The organism is Geomonas anaerohicana, assembly GCF_016458305.1.
Taxonomy (GTDB): domain Bacteria; phylum Desulfobacterota; class Desulfuromonadia; order Geobacterales; family Geobacteraceae; genus Geomonas; species Geomonas anaerohicana.
The window spans coordinates 370,452-390,963 of the sequence record NZ_JAEMHL010000002.1; the positions used below are offsets into that span (position 1 = coordinate 370,452).

At 60.0% G+C, this 20,512-nt stretch carries 21 protein-coding genes and 1 tRNA gene; 16 read left to right on the forward strand and 6 right to left on the reverse strand.

Going from position 1 to position 20,512, the window contains the following annotated elements; translation table 11 throughout:
- Window positions 1-103: 103 nt before the first annotated feature.
- Window positions 104-910: a hypothetical protein gene (locus JFN91_RS04975; protein WP_199388093.1), complete on the reverse strand. Its 807-nt coding sequence runs from the start codon at window positions 908-910 to the stop codon at window positions 104-106.
- Window positions 911-1,229: 319 nt separating this feature from the next.
- Here JFN91_RS04975 and mobF point away from each other — a divergent pair, with 319 nt between their 5' ends.
- From mobF to JFN91_RS05000, 6 genes are all read left to right on the forward strand, one after another.
- A complete protein-coding gene (gene mobF, locus JFN91_RS04980; RefSeq protein WP_199388094.1) occupies window positions 1,230-4,379 on the forward strand; it encodes a MobF family relaxase in 3,150 nt (1,049 codons plus the stop codon).
- A 236-nt stretch (window positions 4,380-4,615) separates the two neighbouring features.
- Window positions 4,616-4,993, forward strand: coding sequence for a hypothetical protein (locus tag JFN91_RS04985; protein ID WP_199388095.1), 378 nt, complete (start codon window positions 4,616-4,618; stop codon window positions 4,991-4,993).
- Between the two features lie 530 nt (window positions 4,994-5,523).
- Complete coding sequence (locus JFN91_RS04990; protein WP_199388096.1) at window positions 5,524-5,913, forward strand: BPSL0067 family protein; 390 nt, start codon at window positions 5,524-5,526, stop codon at window positions 5,911-5,913.
- An 11-nt stretch (window positions 5,914-5,924) separates the two neighbouring features.
- Window positions 5,925-6,380: an STY0301 family protein gene (locus JFN91_RS22475; protein ID WP_407932146.1), complete on the forward strand. Its 456-nt coding sequence runs from the start codon at window positions 5,925-5,927 to the stop codon at window positions 6,378-6,380.
- 157 nt (window positions 6,381-6,537) lie between these two features.
- A complete protein-coding gene (locus JFN91_RS04995) occupies window positions 6,538-6,849 on the forward strand; it encodes a type II toxin-antitoxin system TacA family antitoxin (protein WP_199388097.1) in 312 nt (103 codons plus the stop codon).
- Window positions 6,830-7,345, forward strand: coding sequence for a GNAT family N-acetyltransferase (locus JFN91_RS05000; protein WP_236014964.1), 516 nt, complete (start codon window positions 6,830-6,832; stop codon window positions 7,343-7,345). Before JFN91_RS04995 ends, JFN91_RS05000 begins: the two co-directional genes overlap by 20 nt.
- Window positions 7,346-7,474: 129 nt before the next feature.
- Here the strand turns inward: JFN91_RS05000 and JFN91_RS05005 are convergent, their stop codons facing one another.
- From JFN91_RS05005 to JFN91_RS05020, 4 genes are all read right to left on the reverse strand, one after another.
- Entirely contained in the window at window positions 7,475-8,662 is a 1,188-nt protein-coding gene (locus JFN91_RS05005) for a Fic family protein (RefSeq protein ID WP_199388098.1), read from the reverse strand.
- Window positions 8,663-8,763: 101 nt separating this feature from the next.
- Entirely contained in the window at window positions 8,764-8,934 is a 171-nt protein-coding gene (locus JFN91_RS05010) for a helix-turn-helix transcriptional regulator (RefSeq protein ID WP_268898687.1), read from the reverse strand.
- Between the two features lie 181 nt (window positions 8,935-9,115).
- Complete coding sequence (locus JFN91_RS05015) at window positions 9,116-10,351, reverse strand: tyrosine-type recombinase/integrase (RefSeq protein ID WP_199388099.1); 1,236 nt, start codon at window positions 10,349-10,351, stop codon at window positions 9,116-9,118.
- Between the two features lie 199 nt (window positions 10,352-10,550).
- A tRNA-Sec gene (locus tag JFN91_RS05020) sits at window positions 10,551-10,648 on the reverse strand.
- A gap of 249 nt (window positions 10,649-10,897) precedes the next feature.
- Between JFN91_RS05020 and JFN91_RS05025 the strand changes: the two genes are divergently transcribed.
- The 7 genes from JFN91_RS05025 to galU all read left to right on the forward strand — a co-directional run bounded on the left by JFN91_RS05025 (window position 10,898) and on the right by galU (window position 14,964).
- Entirely contained in the window at window positions 10,898-11,230 is a 333-nt protein-coding gene (locus JFN91_RS05025) for a YggT family protein (protein ID WP_199388100.1), read from the forward strand.
- Complete coding sequence (locus JFN91_RS05030; RefSeq protein WP_183346772.1) at window positions 11,227-11,673, forward strand: DivIVA domain-containing protein; 447 nt, start codon at window positions 11,227-11,229, stop codon at window positions 11,671-11,673. The genes JFN91_RS05025 and JFN91_RS05030 overlap by 4 nt, the downstream gene beginning before the upstream one ends.
- Window positions 11,673-11,987 (forward strand): DUF167 domain-containing protein, encoded by a 315-nt coding sequence (locus JFN91_RS05035; protein ID WP_199388101.1) that lies wholly within the window; start codon window positions 11,673-11,675, stop codon window positions 11,985-11,987. Before JFN91_RS05030 ends, JFN91_RS05035 begins: the two co-directional genes overlap by 1 nt.
- Window positions 11,984-12,442 carry a CBS domain-containing protein gene (locus JFN91_RS05040; RefSeq protein ID WP_199388102.1) on the forward strand — a complete coding sequence of 153 codons (459 nt, stop codon included), beginning with the start codon at window positions 11,984-11,986 and terminating at the stop codon, window positions 12,440-12,442. Before JFN91_RS05035 ends, JFN91_RS05040 begins: the two co-directional genes overlap by 4 nt.
- Window positions 12,443-12,527: 85 nt before the next feature.
- Complete coding sequence (locus tag JFN91_RS05045) at window positions 12,528-12,770, forward strand: FmdB family zinc ribbon protein (RefSeq protein WP_199388103.1); 243 nt, start codon at window positions 12,528-12,530, stop codon at window positions 12,768-12,770.
- Between the two features lie 174 nt (window positions 12,771-12,944).
- Complete coding sequence (gene folD, locus JFN91_RS05050) at window positions 12,945-13,790, forward strand: bifunctional methylenetetrahydrofolate dehydrogenase/methenyltetrahydrofolate cyclohydrolase FolD (protein ID WP_199388104.1); 846 nt, start codon at window positions 12,945-12,947, stop codon at window positions 13,788-13,790.
- A 307-nt stretch (window positions 13,791-14,097) separates the two neighbouring features.
- Complete coding sequence (gene galU, locus JFN91_RS05055; RefSeq protein WP_199388105.1) at window positions 14,098-14,964, forward strand: UTP--glucose-1-phosphate uridylyltransferase GalU; 867 nt, start codon at window positions 14,098-14,100, stop codon at window positions 14,962-14,964.
- Window positions 14,965-15,034: 70 nt separating this feature from the next.
- On the opposite strand, the gene JFN91_RS05060 is transcribed toward galU, so the two are convergent.
- Window positions 15,035-15,889: an energy transducer TonB gene (locus JFN91_RS05060; protein ID WP_199388106.1), complete on the reverse strand. Its 855-nt coding sequence runs from the start codon at window positions 15,887-15,889 to the stop codon at window positions 15,035-15,037.
- A gap of 212 nt (window positions 15,890-16,101) precedes the next feature.
- Between JFN91_RS05060 and JFN91_RS05065 the strand changes: the two genes are divergently transcribed.
- The 3 genes from JFN91_RS05065 (at window position 16,102) to JFN91_RS05075 (ending at window position 20,326) form a co-directional block, all read left to right on the forward strand.
- Window positions 16,102-16,914 carry an electron transfer flavoprotein subunit beta/FixA family protein gene (locus JFN91_RS05065; protein WP_199388107.1) on the forward strand — a complete coding sequence of 271 codons (813 nt, stop codon included), beginning with the start codon at window positions 16,102-16,104 and terminating at the stop codon, window positions 16,912-16,914.
- Between the two features lie 22 nt (window positions 16,915-16,936).
- Entirely contained in the window at window positions 16,937-18,262 is a 1,326-nt protein-coding gene (locus JFN91_RS05070) for an FAD-binding protein (protein WP_199388108.1), read from the forward strand.
- A gap of 69 nt (window positions 18,263-18,331) precedes the next feature.
- Window positions 18,332-20,326 carry a (Fe-S)-binding protein gene (locus JFN91_RS05075; protein ID WP_199388109.1) on the forward strand — a complete coding sequence of 665 codons (1,995 nt, stop codon included), beginning with the start codon at window positions 18,332-18,334 and terminating at the stop codon, window positions 20,324-20,326.
- Window positions 20,327-20,512 lie beyond the last annotated feature (186 nt).

The following is a 20,512-nucleotide window of genomic DNA, read 5'->3' on the forward strand; positions in this document are numbered from 1 at the left end:
GTTTTTTCCAACGCCTAAGCCTGACCGGCGGCCTTTAGGCCGGTCTGGCGCGAGTTGGTGTTTTCTGACAGCTAGCATTAGCTGATCTTACTGACACCTTTATTCATTCTCTAGAAAGTCCTTTAGCTAACCGTCCTTTTGGGGTTAGCCCGTACTTTGTCTCTCGTTGAAATAGTTTGAAATCAGGATGCTTTCTAAAGGAATATTCAATAAAGTAAATATTTGTCTGTGATTGTTCAAATAGTTCTTTTACACCATCAGCCTTCGAACCTATAACTAAAGAAAACTTAACGCCAGGGATGTAAAATATGTGATGGTGATAGCCACTTTTATTATTAACCACTGGAAAGGACATTAATGGTAGCAGGTCGTTATCATTATCAACATATACAGCGAGATAGATATTTTTCGGGCAATCAGTTTCACCTAATAAGTAGCGTCGAATACGCTCTTGGTATTTTTCCCCCAATGCACCATGGTAAAGCTCAAGTCCATCAGCCCAATCACCAGCAGAGGCTCGCCAAATAATACTAACAGCGAAGTATAAGTATGCGCTGGACTCTATGGTTCCACAATTTTGTGGGCTAATCCATCTCTCCTCATTTTGAATAAATTCTGCCTTGGCAACTTTTATCTTATCAAGAAGCGTAAAATTTCCTTTTCCACGATGACACTCCGGAGCGACTATATTCTCACCAAATTTACTAAAACGGTCTTCGCAGCATGCACAAAGGAAAGGTTTTTTAACTTGATAGTCTGTAAAACCAGCTGTTTTAGTACTTTTTCTGGCGAAGACAAGATCATGACCGCTCTCTGGGTAAGCATTTCTCAAAGCACCGTAAAGGGATTTAGGCATAAGATGACTGTCTTTTAGTTCGGAGTACTTTCTGCACAATCCGCACAAACCCATAATTTCTCCAACATTGTCATTGACCGGTTAGAAAAGACCCCTATACAGGTTACCGGCTGCCTATATAAGCTTCTTGTACCTATCCAAATAACAAGTTCAAGCTCCCTATATAAGGAACTTAGGTATTAGAAGCGGCAGCACCAGGCACCCTTAAGACTGCGATAATAAGGCTCTGCTCCGCTCTTTACGTCGCAGCACGTGCCGCAGGCTAACATGCTAGTTAATTCCGATCAATGTAAAATTTCTTCTTGTTGAGTTGAAAGATCGCAGAGTTGCCTTACCCTGTGACGAAGCCGATGCGACACGGGCGGAGGTCACCATGATGTCCCTATCCGAAGGGATGGCTGCTGGGCAGGCAACGAGTTACTTCTCCAGGGAGGACTACTACATCCAAGGTATGGAGGAGGGCTGCAGCTCCTGGTGCGGTTCGGGGGCTTTGGCCCTTGAGCTTTCCGGCCCGGTCGGGGAAGAGGAGTTTCGCGCCCTTTGTTCAGGGAAAGCGCCTGGCGGCAGCGTGTTGGTGCGCTGCAGGCCTATGCGCGACCCTGCGACTGGGGAGGTCGCGGAGACGCGCCGGGCCGGGAACGACTGCACTTTCTCGGCCCCCAAGTCCGTTTCCATCGCCTACGTTGCCGGGGTGGAGGGGATGAAGGAGGCCCACGATGCGGCGGTGTCCTCAGTTTTACGCCACATGGAGAAGCACTACTGCCACTATCGCCCCTCGGGGGTGGTGAGGAGCGGGGAGATGATGGTGGCGGCAAAGTTCGACCACGCCACGTCCCGGAACATTGACCCGCAGCTTCACTCGCACGTTTTCATCATCAACGCCACCAGGATCCTCGGCGGGGAATGGCGTGCGAACGAGCCGGACCGGATCTACAAAGACCAGCTCTCCCTGGGGCTGTTGTACCGACAGGCGCTGGCCGTGGAGCTGAGGGCGCGAGGTTTCGGGGTCGAGGTGGAGGATCGTGACAGGATGTATCTGCATCTGTCCGGGGTGCCGCGCACGCTGGTTGAGCACTTTTCGTCACGACGGGAAGAGATCAAGGAGCAGGTGAAGGCTTGGACCGCCTCAGGGGCGTTTCCCGGCGTCTCGCACGGACGACTTTGGCAGATGGCTGCGCTCGAGACCCGCGATCCCAAACGGGAGATCCTGAAGGAGGACGTGGACCGGCTCTTCGAGAACGGCTTTACGGCCTGCGGCACCACAATGGGGGAGGTGACGGGGGAGGTGGAGCAGGCACGTGCAGTGTCTATTCCCCAACTGGAACCGGTCCCCGCCGAGCGGGTGGTGGATGTAGCCGTGCGGGAGATGACCGAGCACGAGGCGGTGCTGCAGCGGGCGAGGCTTTTGGACCAGGCCGTCCGCGTCTCGGGGGGGGAACATGGGGTCGACGAGCTGAACGCGGCCATCGACGGCGGCACCCCCGGGCTGGTACGGCTCGGCCAGGATCACAGGGGGCGGGAATTCTGCACCACGGCCGAGATGGTCGAACTGGAAGCGAGGAACCTTGAGCGGATCAAGGCGCTCCCCGAGTTCAGGAGCGTTGCCCCGGCGGACGAGGTGGAGCGCTTCCTGGCGGGGGAGCGAAAGCTCACCGAAGGGCAGCGTAGCGAGGTGCGCCTGGAGATCGCAGGGGAGCGGGGTTGCCTCGTCACCAGGGGAGACCCCGGCACGGCCAAGACATCGACCCTCAAGTTCGTGGAGCGCTTCAACGAGGAGGTGCTGCGCCCCCGGGGGGAGGATCACCTCTCGGTGAACCTCGCCTATACGGCGAAGGCGGCCAAGGAACTCGCCGACGCCACCGGGAGGCCCGCCTGCACCCTCCACAGTTTCGAGAAGGCCAATCCGGCTTCCAAATTTGCCCTACAGAGGGCGAACGGGGAGCCGCCCATGGTAGTGGTCGCGGGTGAAAAAAAACTCATGCCGCAGGGGGCGTCGGGGCAGGTGGTGTTCCGGGTGGACGAGGCGGGGTTCCTGGGAGCCAGGCAGGCGGACTCGCTCTTGTCCGTCATGGATGAACTGCGGGCGTCCGGGGTCCGGGTGAAGCTCCACCTTCTCGGGGATGCCAAGCAGATGCAGGGGATCCAGGCGGGGAACCTGATGCCTCAGTTGCAGGAGGCAGGGGAGGTGGACCAGGTCCGCCTCTCCGAGATCCTGAGGCAGCGCAACCCGGAACTTTTGCAGATCGCCAAGGCGCTGAACCGGGAGGACCGGCCGCTCGCCGAGAACGCACGGGAGGCAATGGCTCTCCTCGAGAAGGGAGGGCGGATCGTGGTCAGGGAGGATCCTGCGGATCTGCACCGCGAGGTGGTCGACTACTACCTCGGTGAGAGCCGCAAGCCTTCGCCGATGCCGGAGCGTGCCGGCCAGCCGCAGGAGCTCATCCTGGTAACAACGACCAACGCGTCCCGGAAGCTGCTAAACCGGGAGATCCGCGAGGCACGGGTGAAAGCCGGGGAGATAGGGGACGGGAAGACTTTTCCCGTGCTCTCGCCGGTGCGCCAGGGGGTGACGGTGGAGGGGTACCGCGTGGGGGACGCCGTTCACTTCGACGGCAGAACCCGGGAGGATGGCGGGGTGGAACCCTGGGGGGCGCGCCTGAACACGAAGGGGACGGTGACCTCTCTGGACCGAAACAGCAATCAGGTGGAGGTGAGCTACAGCTTTGTTACCTCGAAAGGGGAGGATGGCGGTGTTACGAAAAACGTGTGTAAGAATTTCCCCGCCGCCGAGATGTCCGGGCGCACCACCGTCTTTCGCGAAGAGGAGCGAAACTTCGCCGTCGGCGACCGGGTGGTGCTGCTCAGAAATGATTCGAAGCTAAAGCTCCAGAACGGCACCATTGGAGTGGTCCGGGAGGTGGATGCATCGGGGCGCATGCGCCTCGACCTGGACGGGCGGGATGTGGAGATCGATCTGAGTAAATATAGCTTCGTTGACCATGCCTACGCGGTCACTATCTACAAGAGCCAGGGCGCAACAGTAGATCAAAGCATCATGTACGCTCCCATGCGCCTGCAGCCCGAGAGTCGTGGCATGGACGGGGAGGGGGAGAAGGTGACGGTGGAACCACTGGGTCGCTCGACGTACAACGAGCTCAACGTGGCACTCACCCGCGCCCGGTTCGAGACGAGGGTCTTCACCAATTCCATGGAAAGGTTTACTCAGGCGGTGCAGCAGGTGGACGTGAAGAGTTCCACCTTGAATCCCATGATCGAGGTTGACAGGGCGAGGACGAAGAGCCCTCAGTTGAACGGGCCGGAACGGGTGGAGCAGCTTAAGAATCTGGGGGAGAAGATCGGGCGCCTGCAAGTGAAGCTCAAGTTGGAGAACGAGGCGGCGAAGGTGACGCCGGCTCCGGTTTTGCCGCGCTCACAAAACGTCACGACTCCGGCCGTGAAGGAGGTCGGACGGCAGCTGGAACTTTCTCTTACCAGGAAAGGCGGATGGAAGCTCGAGCGGTGAGTTGAGAGAGACGACGGGCCTCGCTTCGCTCGGCGGCTTTTTCTTTTCACACCTCACGCAGTGCCTTTGGCCCTGCTAAATCGCAACCTGCCGTTATCACGGCTGCGGTTTGCTATCGTTTTGCTAGCAGCTCTGGCGCCAACATGCGCAAAAGGCACCCGTTGCCGAGCACTTGTCTGGCGCCAAATCGCAAGCTTTCCGCCAGCGCCCCTTCGGCGGGAAAAAGGAGGTGGTTCATGTCCTCGAAGGTGATGCTGACGGCCCGCCTGGAGCGGGAGCTGGTGGAAAAAATCAACCGGATCGCGCGGCAGAAAGATGTCTCAGTGAACGACCTGATTGACCATGCAATTGGCCTCGTCGAAATGCAGAATCGGGAGGCGGATTCACTTCTGGACCGAGTCGCCGTGCTGGAGAAAAACATGCTCGCACTCTACGACCTTATTGCCGTTTTCGGGGAGAGGATGGACGGTAAATTCAGTGAGGCAAGCATAAACGAGAAAGAGCGCCTGGAGTACCTTTACGCTATGGTGGAGAAGAAGATTGTCGAGCACGACAAGGCCGAGGTGGGACGGTTTCAAAATACCTTCCCGCGGCCTGAAGGGACCTATTACTGATCCGTCGACGGGTTTTCAGCAACTGCCAAGGCGGGCGCTTGGACCAAAGCCGCCGGCACCAAGGTACCGGCCGCTTTGACGGTCGCGGCCAGTCCGGAAGCCGCGACTTGCTCGCGGTTTCCGGACCGGCCTCCTTTCCTTTATCGCGTGAGTTATGCCGATACGGCACAGGCAGGAGTGCCCTAACGTCCGGGCGAGTACCAGGTCCCCCTGCCCCGGCGCAGCGACTGCAGCACATCCGGAGCGAGTTTTCCTAGCAACTCCCAGCGCCCCTTAAACTCATCCAGTTCCGCAAACCAGGTTCAGTACCGTCGCGTCGATGGTTATAGTTTCCTGTCTGATCATCCGCCCCCTCCACCCGTAAATACACCCGCAAATACCCAAAAGGCGCAAGGAGTAGTTCACCTGTCCCATCTTAAAGCGGCGCCTGGGAGTTCGGGGTCGGCTGTTATCCCCCTGGTTGACATGGCGAGTAGTATTGCTATCCTCTGATTTTTTTCATCCAAACAACGGCAGTGACGGGAGGGGCGATGGCATACATTTACCCTGACGTAGAGAAGTTGGTTGGGAATGAAAGGGTCGACGACGGAGCCGGTAATTACCCAGGGCAGTGTGTATCGCTGGTGAAAAAATACACGCCTGCGGTGCCAACATCCCAATGGAAGGAAGGCGCCCGAGTCAAAGGTAATCACGGGCTAAGGGTCGGCACAGCGATAGCAACATTCATAAATGGCAGGTACCCAAGCTATGCTACCGGCAATCACGCCGCCTTTTATTGCGGACAGGATGCTTCCGGCATTTGGGTCGTTGATCAGTCGAGCCATTTGCAAAAAATCCGCAAAAGAAAGATTCTCTTCAAAGGGAACGTAGGCGGGAATCAACGAGTGAACGACGGAGATGCATATTCTGTGATTGAATGAGAGGTGAGCGGATGGACGTGGCCCGTTGCTTTATCCTGATGATGGTTTCGGTTCTCCCTGCAGTCTCCTTTGCATCGGAGATCGTGCAATGCCCTGCCGCTATTGAAGTACAGCAGCAGGCGAGGGCGGTGCCTGCGGGGTGGCTCGCCTACGAACCGGATAGCAAGCATCCTCTGATGTCGGTGGAGTTTTCCGAGGGGGAGCCGAGTAAAAAAGTTACGGTCCTGCCGACCGGGGAAAAAGGAGCGGTTTCGGTTTGGGACTTTACCCCTTCAGCAGAGGGATATTGGGTTTCTTGCAGCTACAACAATACGAGCGTTGTCGTCTCCAGAAAACTGCGAAGCGGCACTACCTCGTGCCGAGTCGTGTATGATAGAGGCTTTGCTACTCCGCTCCCAAGGAGGATTTCTTGTACCACCGAAAGTGGAGAGGGGGCAGGGGAGCACGACCGAAGTCAAGCCTACTAGAAAAGACGCAGAGGATGGCGTCAAAATGACGCCATTTTTTTGTTGCCAATTTGGCGCCACAGCTGTATGGTTGCTTAGTCAAAGTGCCCAGAGTGGCCAAAAGGAAAGTGCCCAGTCGAGAGGGTACAGAGGGAGACTAGATCTCCGGGGGGGTGTTATGTCAGCGGCAACTGCACTGGCTAAAGTAAAACCGGAACGTGAGGCGCGCCTTGCTGCGCGGATGCCACACGAAATTCAGGAACGAATCCAGGAAGCAGCAACTATAACCGGATCAACTATCAACGAATTTTTAGTATCTGCAGCACTGGATAAAGCAAATGCTGTCTTGGAAAGGGAACGGACGATCAATCTCAGTTTTGAATCTGCCAAAATCGTACTCGATTTGATAGCAAATCCGCCTGAACCAAATGAAGCTCTTAAGAGGGCGATGAAGAGAAGGAGAGCATTCCTTGAAGATAGTACCTCTTAACGCCGATCATGATCGAAGTAGTTTTGACTGTGGCAGCGCTGAGTTAAACAGCTTTCTCCGAAAGATGGCAAGGCAGGCCAGTTCCAGGAATATCAGCCGGACATTCGTGCTGACGGACGAGGCGGCCCCTGAGAAAATATTAGGTTTTTTCTCTCTGACAAGCTGTGAAGTGAACATAGCGGACGTACCGCTGGCATATCAGAAGAAATATCCACCGCAGCACGGACTGCCCGCTGTACGGTTGGCTCGGCTTGCCGTGGCGCAAAAGGAGCAAGGCAAAGGGTACGGTGAGTACCTCCTGACGGAAGCGATGGTTCGGACCGCGGTGGTGGCGGAATCTGTTGGGATCATGGGCCTTTACGTTGACGCCAAGGACGAGAATGCCAGGCGTTTTTACGAGAGGTACGGGTTCGTAGTTATCAACCCGGTTAAGCCCATGCAGCTGTTCCTGCCGATAGGCACGCTGCAAAAGTTGATTGGTGAGAGTTTTGAATAAGTATGGCAGTGCAGCCGGATGCGCCAGAACTCCGGCCTTTTTCGTCCTCTGGGAACCTTTCCTTGGGGAGGGAGGCTCTGGTAAAGGGGGGCGGTGGATGCTTTCATGCTCCTGCCGCCCCTTAGCAGGTCAGTAACTCTCCGGCAGGGTGGGGCGGCTCAGGAGTTCAACCACCTCTTTGGCCACGAAGACACGGTTTCTTTTCCGGTCGGCCAGCGGCTCCACGATGCCCGTTTCCTGCAGTTGCGCCAGGGCCCGGTTGGCGGCGGGGAAGGTGATACCCAGGGCTTCGGCCGCGTGAGTCGCCGTCAGCACCGGGGTCCCGATCAGGAGTTCCGGGAGCCGGTAAGCGGCGGCGTCGGCGCGCAGTTTCAGGGCAGCAAGCCGCTCTTTCCACTGAGCCAGAAGGGCGGTCAGTTCCTGCGCCGTCTGCATCGATTCGCGGCAGGCGACCTCGACGCCGGTGGCCACAAATCTCACCCACTCGGTCCATTCCCCCTTAAGCTGCACTGCTCCAAGGGTCTCGTAATAAGCACCTTGGTTGGCCTTCATAAAACCCGCGAGGTAGACGGGGGGATACCCTTCGGCGGCCAGCATGAGGGGGAGAATGATGCGGCCGACGCGGCCGTTGCCATCGATGAAAGGGTGGATGGTTTCGAACTGCGCGTGCACGATGGCCATGCGCATGACGAGTGGCACCTCGTAGAAATCCTCTTCGGCCGGGGCGTACTGGAGCACGCGCACCAGGTCCTCCAGGCACTCCTCTACCCGGTCCGGGGGAGGGGGGACGAACTTCGCGTCGTAGATCCTCAATCCCCCGATCCAGTTCTGGCGGGTGCGCATTTCACCCGGCTTGTTGCCGTAACCTCGGACGCCATCCATGAGCCGGGCATGCAGTTCCTTTATCAGCTCGATGTCGAGCGCGCCCACCCCGTTTTGGCTCACTTTTGCCAGTCCGTACTCTAAGGCCTTCACGTAATTCAGGGTAACCACGACGTCGGGGGGAAGCCCTTCGTCGCTGCCGGTAGCCTCGAAGGTGAGGACGTCATCGAGGTCGGAGCTTGTTCCCTCGATCTGGCTGCTTCGCACCGCTTCCCGGCGGTCCAGGGTCCTGGTTATCAGGTTTGGATTGGGGAGGGAGGAGGCCGAGGCCTGGAGGCGCCCGAGCGCCTCGTGGGCCTTGGCGATTTCGCCTCTCAGATTCGGAAGCTGCAGGTGCGTGGGGGTAGGGGGAGGCACCAGGGCGAGCGCGCCCGGGTGCGAGTCCAGGGGGACCAACAGTTGTTGACGGTCAGGGCTGAGGTCGGTTTTACGCATGGCTTATCCGTTAATAGTTTTTGCCACTATTAACATATAAGGTCATAAACGTAAATAACAAGATTCGTTATTAACGGATAAGAGCTGCCTGCTCCCCTTCATCAGGATCTGGGCGGAGGCTTCTCGATCAGGGGCTGGATGTCCTGCCAGTACCAGCAGGTCGTGTGCGGCCCGAGCTTTACCGGCTTGGGAAACCGGCCGCTCCTCACCCCGGCCCACCAGGTGCTCTTGCTGACGGGGATCAGTTGCAGGACCTTCGAAAGTCGTAACAGTCAGTATTCCGGGATCTCGCCTCCCATGTCAGCCTCCCCGGCGCCGAGCGCCGTTCGCATGCGTTTTATTCGTTGTGCAGGTGGGCCGCTTAGACTGTGCAAGGGTAGCATATTGGGATTTTTCCGCCACGGCGGGAGGGATGGTTGGGGGCGCCGACAAGCAGTCAGCGCCCTTGGCGGATCATTCCTTGCTGGTTTTCCGGAACGGGAGCACTTTGGCGCCGGCCTTCAGACCGTCCAGGTAGTCGGACCAGATTTGCATCATTTCCTTTCGCTGGGGGAGAAAAGCTGTCCTGTTGTAGGCCCTGCCGTTCGGGTCCCGTACCGCGTGGGCCAGCTGGTGCTCGATGAGGTCGGGCCTGAAGTTCAGGACCTCGTCCAGGATGGTACGCGCCGTAGCCCGGAAGCCGTGCCCGACGATGGTGTTGCCGTCAAAGCCCATGCGCCGGAAGGAGGCGTTGATGGTGTTGTCGGACATGCAGCGGGAAAAAGATCTGGTGGAAGGGAAGACGTATTTGCCGTGGCCGGTCAAGGGCTTTAGTTCCTCGAGGATAGCCACCGCTTGCCGTGAAAGGGGCACCAGGTGCGGTAGCCCCATCTTCATCTTTGAGGCGGGGATGCTCCACTCTCCGGCTTCCAGGTCGATCTCGGCCCACTCCATGTGCCTCAATTCCCCCGGCCGGACGAAGAGCATGGGGAGGAGCTTCAGGGCGGACTGAGCCACCAGGCTCCCCTGGTAGCCGTCCATCGCGCGCAACAGCGGAGCGAGTTCCTTTGGGTCAGTCACAGCCGCCATGTGCTTCCGGGTCTTGCTGGTTGGCGGCAGGTACCCCTTGAAGCCCGCGGAGATGTCGTAGTTGGCCCGGTCGGTTGCGATCGCGTAGGTGTAGACCTGCCCCAGGATGGTGCGGACCCGGCGCGCCGTCTCGATGATCCCGCGCGACCTCACCCGGTCCAGGATCCCCTTGATCTCTTTCGCTGTCACCTCGGCAATGGGCTTCGTGCCGATCCAGGGGAAGACATCCTTTTCCAACCGGGTCAGGACGGTGGCGGCGTGGTCCGCGGACCACATCTGGTTGCCCACCATGTGTTTGTGCCATTCACGTGCAATGGCCTCAAAGGCGTTGGCAATACGTTCGAGCTTAGCCTCCTTGGCCCGTTTGCGCTCCTGGGACGGGTCAATGCCCTTGGCGACCATGCACTTCGCCTGGTAGGTGCGCTCCCGCGCATCAGCAAGCGTAATGTAGGGGTAGACCCCGAAGGAAATCAGCTTCTCGTTTCCGTCGAAGCGGTACCTGAAGCGCCACCATTTCCCGCCCCTGGGATGAACGTATAGGTAAAGGCCCTCGCCGTCCGACAGCCTGTAGACCTTTTCCTTCGGCTGCGCTTTCCTGATCTGAAGGTCACTGAGTCTCATGACTTACCTCCAGTTACCCACACCAAAAAGCCCCAGTTACCCACATTTTGGGGGATGTTTGGACGGGAGTTACCCACAAGTTACCCAAAAGTTACCCGTATTCTGTAGGTCAGTATAACACCGAAATGGACGTTGCAAAATAAAAAACCCGCTGATTTAGCGGGTTTAGAATCACGTTGAAACGTGGTGAAATGGTAATTGGCGGAAGCACATGGGAATCGAACCCACCTGGGAAGTTTCTCACCCCCCACACCGGTTTTGAAGACCGGGCCGCCCACCAGCGACGGTGGTGCTTCCATACTGATCTTTCTGTCGCACTTGTTTAAAACATCTCCAACATTAAGTCAATATGTAAAATCGAATATAAACCCTCTGACTTCGATCTGAGCGGCGCGCTCTGTCTCTCTTTAATTTGTTGCTGAGTCTCAATTGTCACCGATATTGCTGTTACTTAGCGATCTGTATCTACCCCGCCCGCCCTTGACAAACCATCGTGATTTCTGTATAGCATGGCATGCTTAACCACCCAATCTCTGAGGGGGAAAAATGATCCTGCTTGCCAACATCCTCTTGGCCCTTGCGAAGATCGTCGAGTTGGCCAGTGGTCTTTTAACCATCTACAAGTACATACTGCTCGCCAGCGTCATCATCTCCTGGGTCAACGCCGATCCTTACAACCCCATCGTCAACTTCATCTACCGCGTGACGGAGCCGGCTTTGCGCCGCATCCGCCGCTACATGCCGGACACCGGCATGCTCGACCTCTCACCGCTGGTCTTGTTCGCCCTCATCTACCTGGTGCAGATCATCGTCTTCGACACCGCCTACACCTACCTGATGATCCTCAGTAACCAGCTCAAAGGAGGGGGGGCGCTGTGAAGATTACCCCGATGGATATCCAGCAGCAGCAGTTCAAGGGGAAGATGCTCGGCGGTCTCGACCCCGAGGACGTGGATGCCTTCCTGCAACTGGTGGCCGGCGAGATGGAGGAACTGATCAGGGAGAATAACGACCTGAAGGAGCGCCTGAACCGTAACGCGACCCAGATGGCCGAGATGGAGGCCCGCGAGGCGCAGCTGCGCGAGACCATGCTGGCGGCCCAGCGCATCACCGAGGAGATGAAGGCCAACGCCCAAAAGGAGGCGCACCTCATGATCTCGGAGGCGGAGCTCAAGGGGGAGCGCATCGTCGCCGACGCCGAGAACAAGCTGGTGCAGCTCAACAACCAGATCCAGGACCTGAAACGGGACAAGCTCCAGTTCGAGACCGGCTTCAAAAACCTCCTGGACACCTACTACAAGCTGCTCGCCTTGGATAAATAATGAGCCAAGAGTCGGTACGGGTAACGCAGACGCCGGAGGGGCTCCTCTTCACGGTACATGTGCAGCCGCGCGCCTCGCGCTGCGAGATCTGCGGCCCCAAGGAGGGCGAGCTGAGGGTCAGGCTCACGTCGCCTCCGGTCGACGACGCGGCCAACAAGCAGTGCGTGGAACTGATCGCCAAGAGCCTGGGCATCGCCAAGTCCAAGGTGAGCATCAAGTCCGGGGCCAAGTCCCGGCACAAGGTAGTGAGGGTGGAGGGGGTAGAGCAGGATGATCTCGACCCGCTATTCAAAATAGACAAGGAGCAGTCATGAAGGCGAAAGACATTATGGTGACGGACGTGCCCTCCATCACCGAGAGAACCACGGTGGCACAGGCGGTCCGGGTCATGAAGAGCAACTTCGGCGACGAGAGTTTCTTGAACGCAGCGCCGGGCCTGATCGTGGTCAACGAAAGGGGAGCGCTGGCCGGCATCCTGACGCCGCTCAGCATCATCACGGCCATCATGGACGGCGCGCCGGAGGGCAAATCCGACCCCGCCTTCTTCGGCTCCCTGTGCGACCGCATCAAGGATCTTCCCATCTCCGTCATCATGGAACACCAGCCCATCTCGGTAACCCAGGACGCCAGCGTCAGCGACGTGGCGCGGCTCTTCCTCACCCACCGCTTCCAGAGGGTGCCGGTGGTGGACGGCAAGAAGGTGGTGGGCATCATCTACCGCTCGCGCCTGCTCTTCGCCATTTCCCAGAGTCTCCAGGTTGCCCCTTGACAAAGATGGTGGCAGGTCCTTATATTAATCCTGCCCTTAGCCGTCTTTTGGCCGGTGTCACAGTTTATTAGGAGGTAGCAAAGAAATGCCACTTTACGAGTATCAATGCAAAAGCTGCAATAATACCTTTGAGTTGCGCCAGAAGTTCTCCGACGCACCCGCTTCCGAGTGCCCCGCCTGCGGCGGCCCGGTCGAGAAGCTGATCTCCCAGTCCGGTTTTTCACTGAAGGGGGGAGGGTGGTACGGTGACGGTTACGGCAGCAGTTCCAAGGCCGCACCCGCTTGCCCCTCCGGCGGAAGCTGCGCCGGCTGCCCATCTGCCTCCTGATTGAAGCCCACCGAGGCCCCCGTTCGCGGGGGCCTTTTTTTGTCCCGTTTTCCGGCAAAGTCCTTTACAAAAACCCTCTCTTTACTTATTATCGACAGCTTAAAACCGACGCCGGTCGGGCCCGCGCGCCCGCACCGCGCCTGCATATTTCATTGAAAAAAGGGGTGCACGTTAATGGCGAAAATCATCGACGGGAAGGCCATCGCGGCGAAGATCCGCGCAGAAATCAGCGCAGAGGCGGCTCGACTCAAGGAGAAGGGGATCGTGCCCGGTCTGGCCGTGGTGCTGGTGGGGGAGGACCCGGCCAGCAAGGTCTACGTCTCCATGAAGGAGAAGGCATGCGCTGATGTGGGGATCTTTTCGGACGAATACAAGCTCCCGGTGGAGACCACCGAAGACGAGCTTTTGGCCCTGATCGAGAAGCTGAACGCGGACCCCAAGATCCACGGCATCCTGGTGCAACTGCCGCTCCCCAAGCAGATCAACACCGAGCGCATCCTGGAGGCGATCTCTCCGGAGAAGGACGCCGACGGTTTCCATCCCTACAACGTGGGGCGCCTGGTGATCGGCAAGCCGCTCTTCCAGCCCTGCACCCCTTACGGCGTCATGGTGATGCTCAAGGAGGCGGGGGTCGAGCTCTCCGGCAAGGAGGTGGTCGTGGTGGGGCGCTCCAACATCGTGGGCAAGCCGGTGGCCTTCATGTGCCTGCAGCAAAACGCCACCGTGACCCTGTGCCACTCCAAGACCCGGGATCTCGCCGGCAAGGTGGCCCAGGCCGACGTGGTGATCGCGGCGGTAGGGGTGCCCGAGATGATCAAGGGCTCCTGGATCAAGGAAGGGGCGGTGGTCATCGACGTGGGCGTGAACCGCGTGGGTGAGAAGAAGCTGGTTGGTGACGTGGAGTACGCGGCTGCCAGCGAGCGCGCCTCGGCCATCACCCCAGTGCCGGGGGGCGTTGGGCCGATGACCATCACCATGCTGCTGCAGAATACGCTGGAGTCGGCCAAGAGGGGGATGTAGGTCGGGGTCGGCTAAAAGCAAATCCCCCCTGTCCCCCCTTCGCAAAAGGGGGGACAGGGGGGCGCGGGCGGCGCTTCGTGGCAACATACTGCACGCTGCCGGGCTTTTTTCGCAGGACCTCCCGCAAGGGGAGAGGAGAGCAAAGGCGGGCGAATGATTATTCGCCCCTACAGGGTTGGCGGATTCCTCGCCAGGGACGTCCTTCCCAGATATCTGCCCCACCGCTGACCCAGGGAAACGTGCTGCGGGTACATAGCGGGTGCAGGTCCGCTGCAATTAATTATTTAATGTGACCAAGGAGTTCGCTATGCGCGTTAAAAAGGCGGTGTTTCCGGTCGCGGGCCTGGGCACCAGGTTCCTGCCGGCCACGAAGTCCACACCGAAGGAGATGCTGCCACTCATCGACAAGCCGCTGGTGCAGTACGTGGTGGAGGAGGCGGTAGCCTCGGGGATCGAACAGATTCTCTTCGTCACCGGCCGCGGCAAGAGGGCGATCGAAGACCACTTCGACATCTCCTTCGAGCTGGAAACGCTCCTCTACGAGAAGGGGAAGGACCACGAGCTGCAGCAGGTGCGCCAGATAGCGGAGATGGCCAACATCTTCTTCGTGAGGCAGAAGGAGGCCCTGGGGCTTGGTCACGCCATCCTCTGTGCCAAGGACTTTGTGGGCGACGAGCCTTTCGCGGTACTTCTCGGCGACGACATCATCGACGCACAGCAGCCCTGCCTGGCCCAGCTCCTGGAGACCTACGAGAGCTACCGTTCGCCGGTGCTCGCCCTGGAGCAGGTTCCCATGGAGACCATCTCTTCGTACGGCTGCGTCAAGGCCAACCACCTTGCCAAACGCGCCTTCGAGGTGCTGGACCTGGTGGAGAAGCCGCCGGTCGCGGAGGCTCCTTCGGATCTGGCCATCATCGGCCGCTACATCCTGACCCCGGGGATCTTCCCCATCCTGGAAAACCAGGAGCCGGGCAAGGGGGGAGAGATCCAGTTGACCGACGCCATCAAGACGCTCTCGCGCAAGGAGCCGATCTACGGCTGCCGTTTCGACGGCATTCGCCACGACTGCGGCGACAAGCTGGGCTTTCTGAAGGCGACGGTGGACATGGCGCTCAAGCGCGGCGAGTTCAACGGGGATTTCGAGGCGTTTCTGAGGCAGCGGCTGGGCTGCTAGTTGGAGGCAGTTCGCGATACGGCGGTGGGGCTGCTACTCGGAGGCCATTTGGGATACGGCGGTGAGGCTGTTAGTGCAGCCTGCCGCTGCCGCTGCCGTAGTGGAAGAAGGCGATCAGTTTGAAGGTTTCGCCGGTGTACCCCTTGGGGAAGGAGCCGATCGGCCCCAGGGCGTTCAGGGTGCGCAGTACCTCGTCGTCGAGGATCTTGCTCCCCGACGTTTCCAGCATGTCGACCCGGACGATCTCGCCCTTACGGTTGAAGGTGATCCGCACCGGCGTGGTCCCCTCGATGCCGCGCAGAAGCGCCGCCTGCGGGTAGTGCCACACGCCGTAGATCGCCGTCTCCAGGCGGCGTAAAAAGGAGCCGAACAGGATGTCGTCGGTGTTGAGGAAGCGGGTGTCACCCTCCTCGACTTCGCTGCGGTACTTCTCCCGGTAGCTTTCCTCCAGGCGCGCCATCTTGGTGGCGCTGGGAAAGAGCTTGGCGCGGTCGGGAAGCTGGGCCGCCTTGGGCTTGAAGATCCCCTGGCCCGGGGTTACCGGTTCCTGGGAGGGCTGCACCGCCTGAGGCGAGACCGGCTGGCGCGGCACCGGCACCGGGCGGCTCACCTGCGGCAGCGCTTTCGTCCTGGGCAGCATCCGATCCACCTCATCACGCCCCTTCGGCGCCGTCTCCTTGACAACACGCTGCGGTTTTTCTGAGTACCGCTTGATCTCGGGCTTTGGTTCCTGCTTCTCTTTGGGCTGGGCCTGGGGCTGCGGCGTCAGGTCCGGCAGGTCGGTGAGGTCGACCATGGTCGGCTCAGGTGCCGTTTTGGGTTGTTCCGGGGGGATAATCGTGATAACAAGATATACCGCTAGGTGCACTAGTAGTGACAGCGCCAGCAGGTAGAGGAAGTTTTTTTCGATATATCTGTTGGACATGTATCTCCACCCGCTGTTCCGGGTGATTAGTAAATATCGCGTGATGGTAGAAGATCATCCGGCAAATTGCAAGGGGTTTGGGGGGCTCCCGGGCACCACGATCTATTGCTGACCCCCAAAACCCTTCCGTAAACATCCGCTCCTTGACCTAGGTCAACTTTTTTTACCAAATCTCTTAGTAACCTGAAGGCATCAAATAATCCGAGGTCGCCATGCTCGTAGTGGTATGTGTTAAGCAGGTCCCCGACACAACGCAGGTACAGATCGATCCCGTCACCAACACCCTGATCCGCGAGGGTGTCCCCTTCATCGTCAATCCCTACGATACCCATGCCGTGGAGCAGGCGCTGCGCTTCAAGGACCGCTTCGGCTGCCGCGTTGCCGCCATCTCCATGGGACCGCCCAATGCCGAGGCGACGCTGAGAAAGGCGCTGGCCCAGGGCGTCGACCGCGCCGTGCTTCTCTCCGACCGCACCTTCGGCGGTGCCGACACGCTCGCTACCAGCAAGGTGCTGGCCGCCGCGATCGAGAAGCTGGCCCAGGAAGAGGAAGTCGGGGTGGTTATCTGCGGCAAGCAGACCATCGATGGCGACACCGCCCAGGTCGGCCCCGGCATCGCCACCCGGCTCAGCTTCTCCCAGCTCACCCTGGTGGACCGGGTCGACGAGCTGGATCTTTCCGGCAAGAAGATCCGGGTGAGCCGCAAGCTGGAAGGGCGCCACGAGCACGTGGAGGCGCCGCTGCCGGTGCTTTTGACCGTGGTGCGCGAGCTGAACCGGCCCCGCTACCCGACAGTTGCCATGCGCCTCGAGTCGGCCGACGCGCAGGTCGAGGTGTGGGACAACAAGGTGCTGCAACTGGACGTTAACACGATCGGCCTCAAGGGCTCCCCCACCTGGGTGAGCCGCATCTTCTCGCCCGAGCGGGCCAAGGGGGAGATGCTGGGGGACGGTGTGCACGACCCGGAAGGTGCGGCGCAGTTGCTGATCGACAAGATGCTGGAGAAGGACCTCCTGGCTCTTTAACTACATTACCAAGGGAAAAGCAATGACCGATGCTGTGAAACCACCCAAGAAACCGCGCGGCAAGGCAAGGCTGCTGGAGAACAAGTGCATCGCCTGCGGGGCCCGCTGCCAGAGCGCCTGCCCGGTGGACGCCATCCAGATGAACGACGCGGGGGAGCCGATCATCGATGCCTCTCGCTGTATCGGCTGCGTCAAGTGCGTCAAGGTCTGCCCGGTGCAGGCCCTGGAGATGGCCTTTACCCCGGAGGAACTGCGTATCCTGCAGGAAATGGCGGCGGCCTCCGGCGGCGAGCCCTCTGAGGAGGACGCCGAGGACGCGGCGCTCAGGAAGAAACTCTCCGCCTATTCGGGTGTCTGGGTCTTCGTGGAGCAGACCGAGGGGGAGGCCGCCAAGGTCTCCTGGGAACTGCTCGGGAAAGGGAAGGAACTGGCCCTGGCCAGGAAGTGCCCGTTGTGCGCCGTGGTGATGGGTGATGGCGTGGAGAAGCTCTGCGACCAGGCCTTCGGCTACGGCGCCGAAAAGGTCTACCTCATGGACGCGCCGGTGTTGCGTCACTACCGCACCGAGGCCTACCAGAAGAGCCTGTGCGCCCTGGTCGAGAAGTACAAGCCGGAGGTGATCCTGATGGGCGCCACCGGTCTCGGTCGCGACCTGGCCGGTGTGGTCGCCACCGTGCTCGCCACCGGGCTCACCGCGGACTGCACCGGTCTCTCCATCGACGCCAAGGGGAACCTGATGCAGACCCGCCCGGCCTTCGGCGGCAACATCATGGCCACCATCGTCTGCGACAAGTTCCGCCCCCAGATGTCCACGGTGCGCCCGCACGTGATGCCCATGCCGGACTTCATCCCGCAGGCCAAGGGGGAGATCGTGCGCGAGCCGGTGCCGGTGGCCGAGGAACAGGTACTGGTCAAGGTGCTCGACATCCTCATGGACGGCGGCGGCTCCAAGGTGGACATCGCCGGGGCCGAGTTCATCGTCTCGGGTGGGCGCGGCATGATGGCCAAGGAGAACTTCTCCATGCTCGAGGAACTGGCCGAGGTCCTGGGCGGTGTGGTGGGCGCCTCCAGGAGCGCCGTCGACGCCGGTTGGATGCCCCCGGACCGCCAGGTGGGGCAGACCGGCAAGACCGTGCGCCCCAAGGTCTACATCGCCTGCGGCATCTCCGGCGCCATTCAGCACCTGGTCGGCATGCAGGACTCCGACGTGGTGATCGCCATCAACCGCGATGCCGAGGCTCCCATTTTCGAGGTGGCGAGCTACGGCCTCGTCGGCGACCTGTTCAAGATCATCCCGGCGCTGACCAACAAGCTCAGGGCGCTCAAGGCCGCCCGCTCCAAGGCATGATGACGACAGCCTGATCACCGACAAGACCCAGTTGCGCGGCAGTGCCGCATTCCATATCGAGGTATCCCTATGACGCCGCAAAACGTTATCTTCACGACGCTCCTGGTCGCCTCGCTCCTCTTTTTCTGCTGGAGCGTGTACCGCCGCTTTTCGCTGCTCTGTTACGGACAGCCGGAAGAGAGGCTGGACCAGCCGGCGCGTCGTCTCTCCGAGATGTTCCTGTACGCCTTCGCCCAGCTGCGCGTGCTGAGAAAACCCTTCGGCCTGAACCATTTCGTGATCTTCTGGTCCTTCGTGATCCTGGCGCTTGCCAACGGCGAGTTCCTGGTCAACGGGGTCTTCCCCTCGGTGAGCCTCGCCCTGCTGCCGGAAGGTGTGCACCGGGTGCTCCTGTTCGCCTTCGACGTGGTGTCTCTGCTGACGCTGTTCGCCATCGCCTTCTCCTTCATCAGGAGGCTGGTGGTCAAGCCCCCCTACCTGGACAGCCTGTACGTGAAGGGGAAAAGCCCGGAGGCGTTCCTGATCCTCTCCTTCATCGCCCTGTTGATGCTGGCCTACTTCGGCATGCACGGGTCGTTGGCGGCCCTCGGCATGGAGAACGATCCTGCGGCCATGCCTATCTCGAGCCTGGTAGGTGCCTGGCTTGGGCCGCACCCGTCCCTGATAGGCACGGTGTATAGCGTCTCCTGGTGGCTGCATGCCCTGGTGCTGTTCGCTTTCATCTGCTTCCTGCCGCACTCAAAGCATATGCACATCCTGACCGCGATCCCCAACTGCTACTTCGGGGCGCTGACCTGGCCCGCCACGCAGCCGCGCGAGAAGTTCGAGAAGGGGGCGGTGTACGGGGTGGGGAGCGTGGAGCGCTTCACCTGGAAGGACCTGTTCGACTCGTTCTCCTGCACCGAGTGTGGCCGCTGCCAGGCCGCCTGCCCGGCCACCAATACCGGCAAGGCCTTGAACCCGCGCCAGATCGTGCACGCCATCAAGACCAACCTGCTGGAGAACAGCCAAGCGCTGCGGGAGGGGAGAAAGGGTACGCTGCCGCTCATCGGCGACGAGGGGGAGGGGACCAACACCGAGGACGCCATCTGGTCCTGCACCACCTGCGGCGCCTGCATGGAGGCCTGCCCGGTGCTGATCGAGCAGATGCCCAAGATCATCAAGATGCGGCGCCACCTGGTGGAGACCGAGTCGCGCTTCCCCGAGGAACTCCTGAACCTGTTCGAGAACATGGAGCAGCGCTCCAACCCCTGGGGCATCGCCCCGGGCGAGCGCGCCAAGTGGGTCTCCACCCTGCCGATCAAGCCCTTCGTGGCCGGCGAGACCGAGTACCTCCTCTACGTCGGGTGCGCCGGCTCCTTCGACTCCCGCGCCAAGCAGGTCACCGTGGCGCTGGCCACCGTGCTCAATGCGGCCGGCGTGTCCTGGGGCATCCTGGGCAAGGACGAGAAGTGCTGCGGCGATTCGCTGCGCAGGCTCGGCAACGAGTACCTGTTCGAGAAGATGGCCCTGGAGAATGTGGAGCTGTTCCGCGAGCGTGGCGTCACCAAGGTCATCACCCTCTGCCCGCACTGCCTGACCACCTTGAAAAACGACTACCGCCAGTACGGCCTCGAGCTCGAGGTGGTGCACCAGAGTGAGCTGATCGCGGAGTTGATCGCCAGCGGCCGCATCGCCCTCGACAAGAAGGATGACAGCTTCGGGCGCATCGCCTACCACGACCCCTGCTACCTCGGACGCCACAACGACATCTTCGACGCGCCACGTACCCTGGTCCAGGCAACTACCGGCAGCACTGCGGTTGAAGCAGAACGGCACGGCAGGAACTCGTTTTGCTGCGGCGCAGGCGGCGGACGGATGTGGATGGAAGAGTTCACCGGCGAGAGGGTGAACCATGCCCGCGTGGACGAGCTTCTGGCGCAGAAGCCGGACACCATCTGCGTCGCCTGCCCGTACTGCATGACCATGGTGGAAGACGGCCTCAAGGACAAGGGGGCGGGCCAGGTCCGGGTCAGGGACGTGGTCGAGGTGCTCGCCGAGGGGCTTCTGAGGAAGAACGCGTAGACCACACCCCCTCCCTGTCCCTCCCCCTCCGGGGGCGGGAACGTGGGGCGCGGCTTCCGGTTAGGGGAGGGGGAGCGCGTGCCTGTAGGGGCGAATAATTATTCGCCCTAGCCTGACGCCTCCTCACGTACACGACGTGCCGCCTAAAAACGAGGCCGCGCTGCACCGTTATTAGGCAAGGAAAGG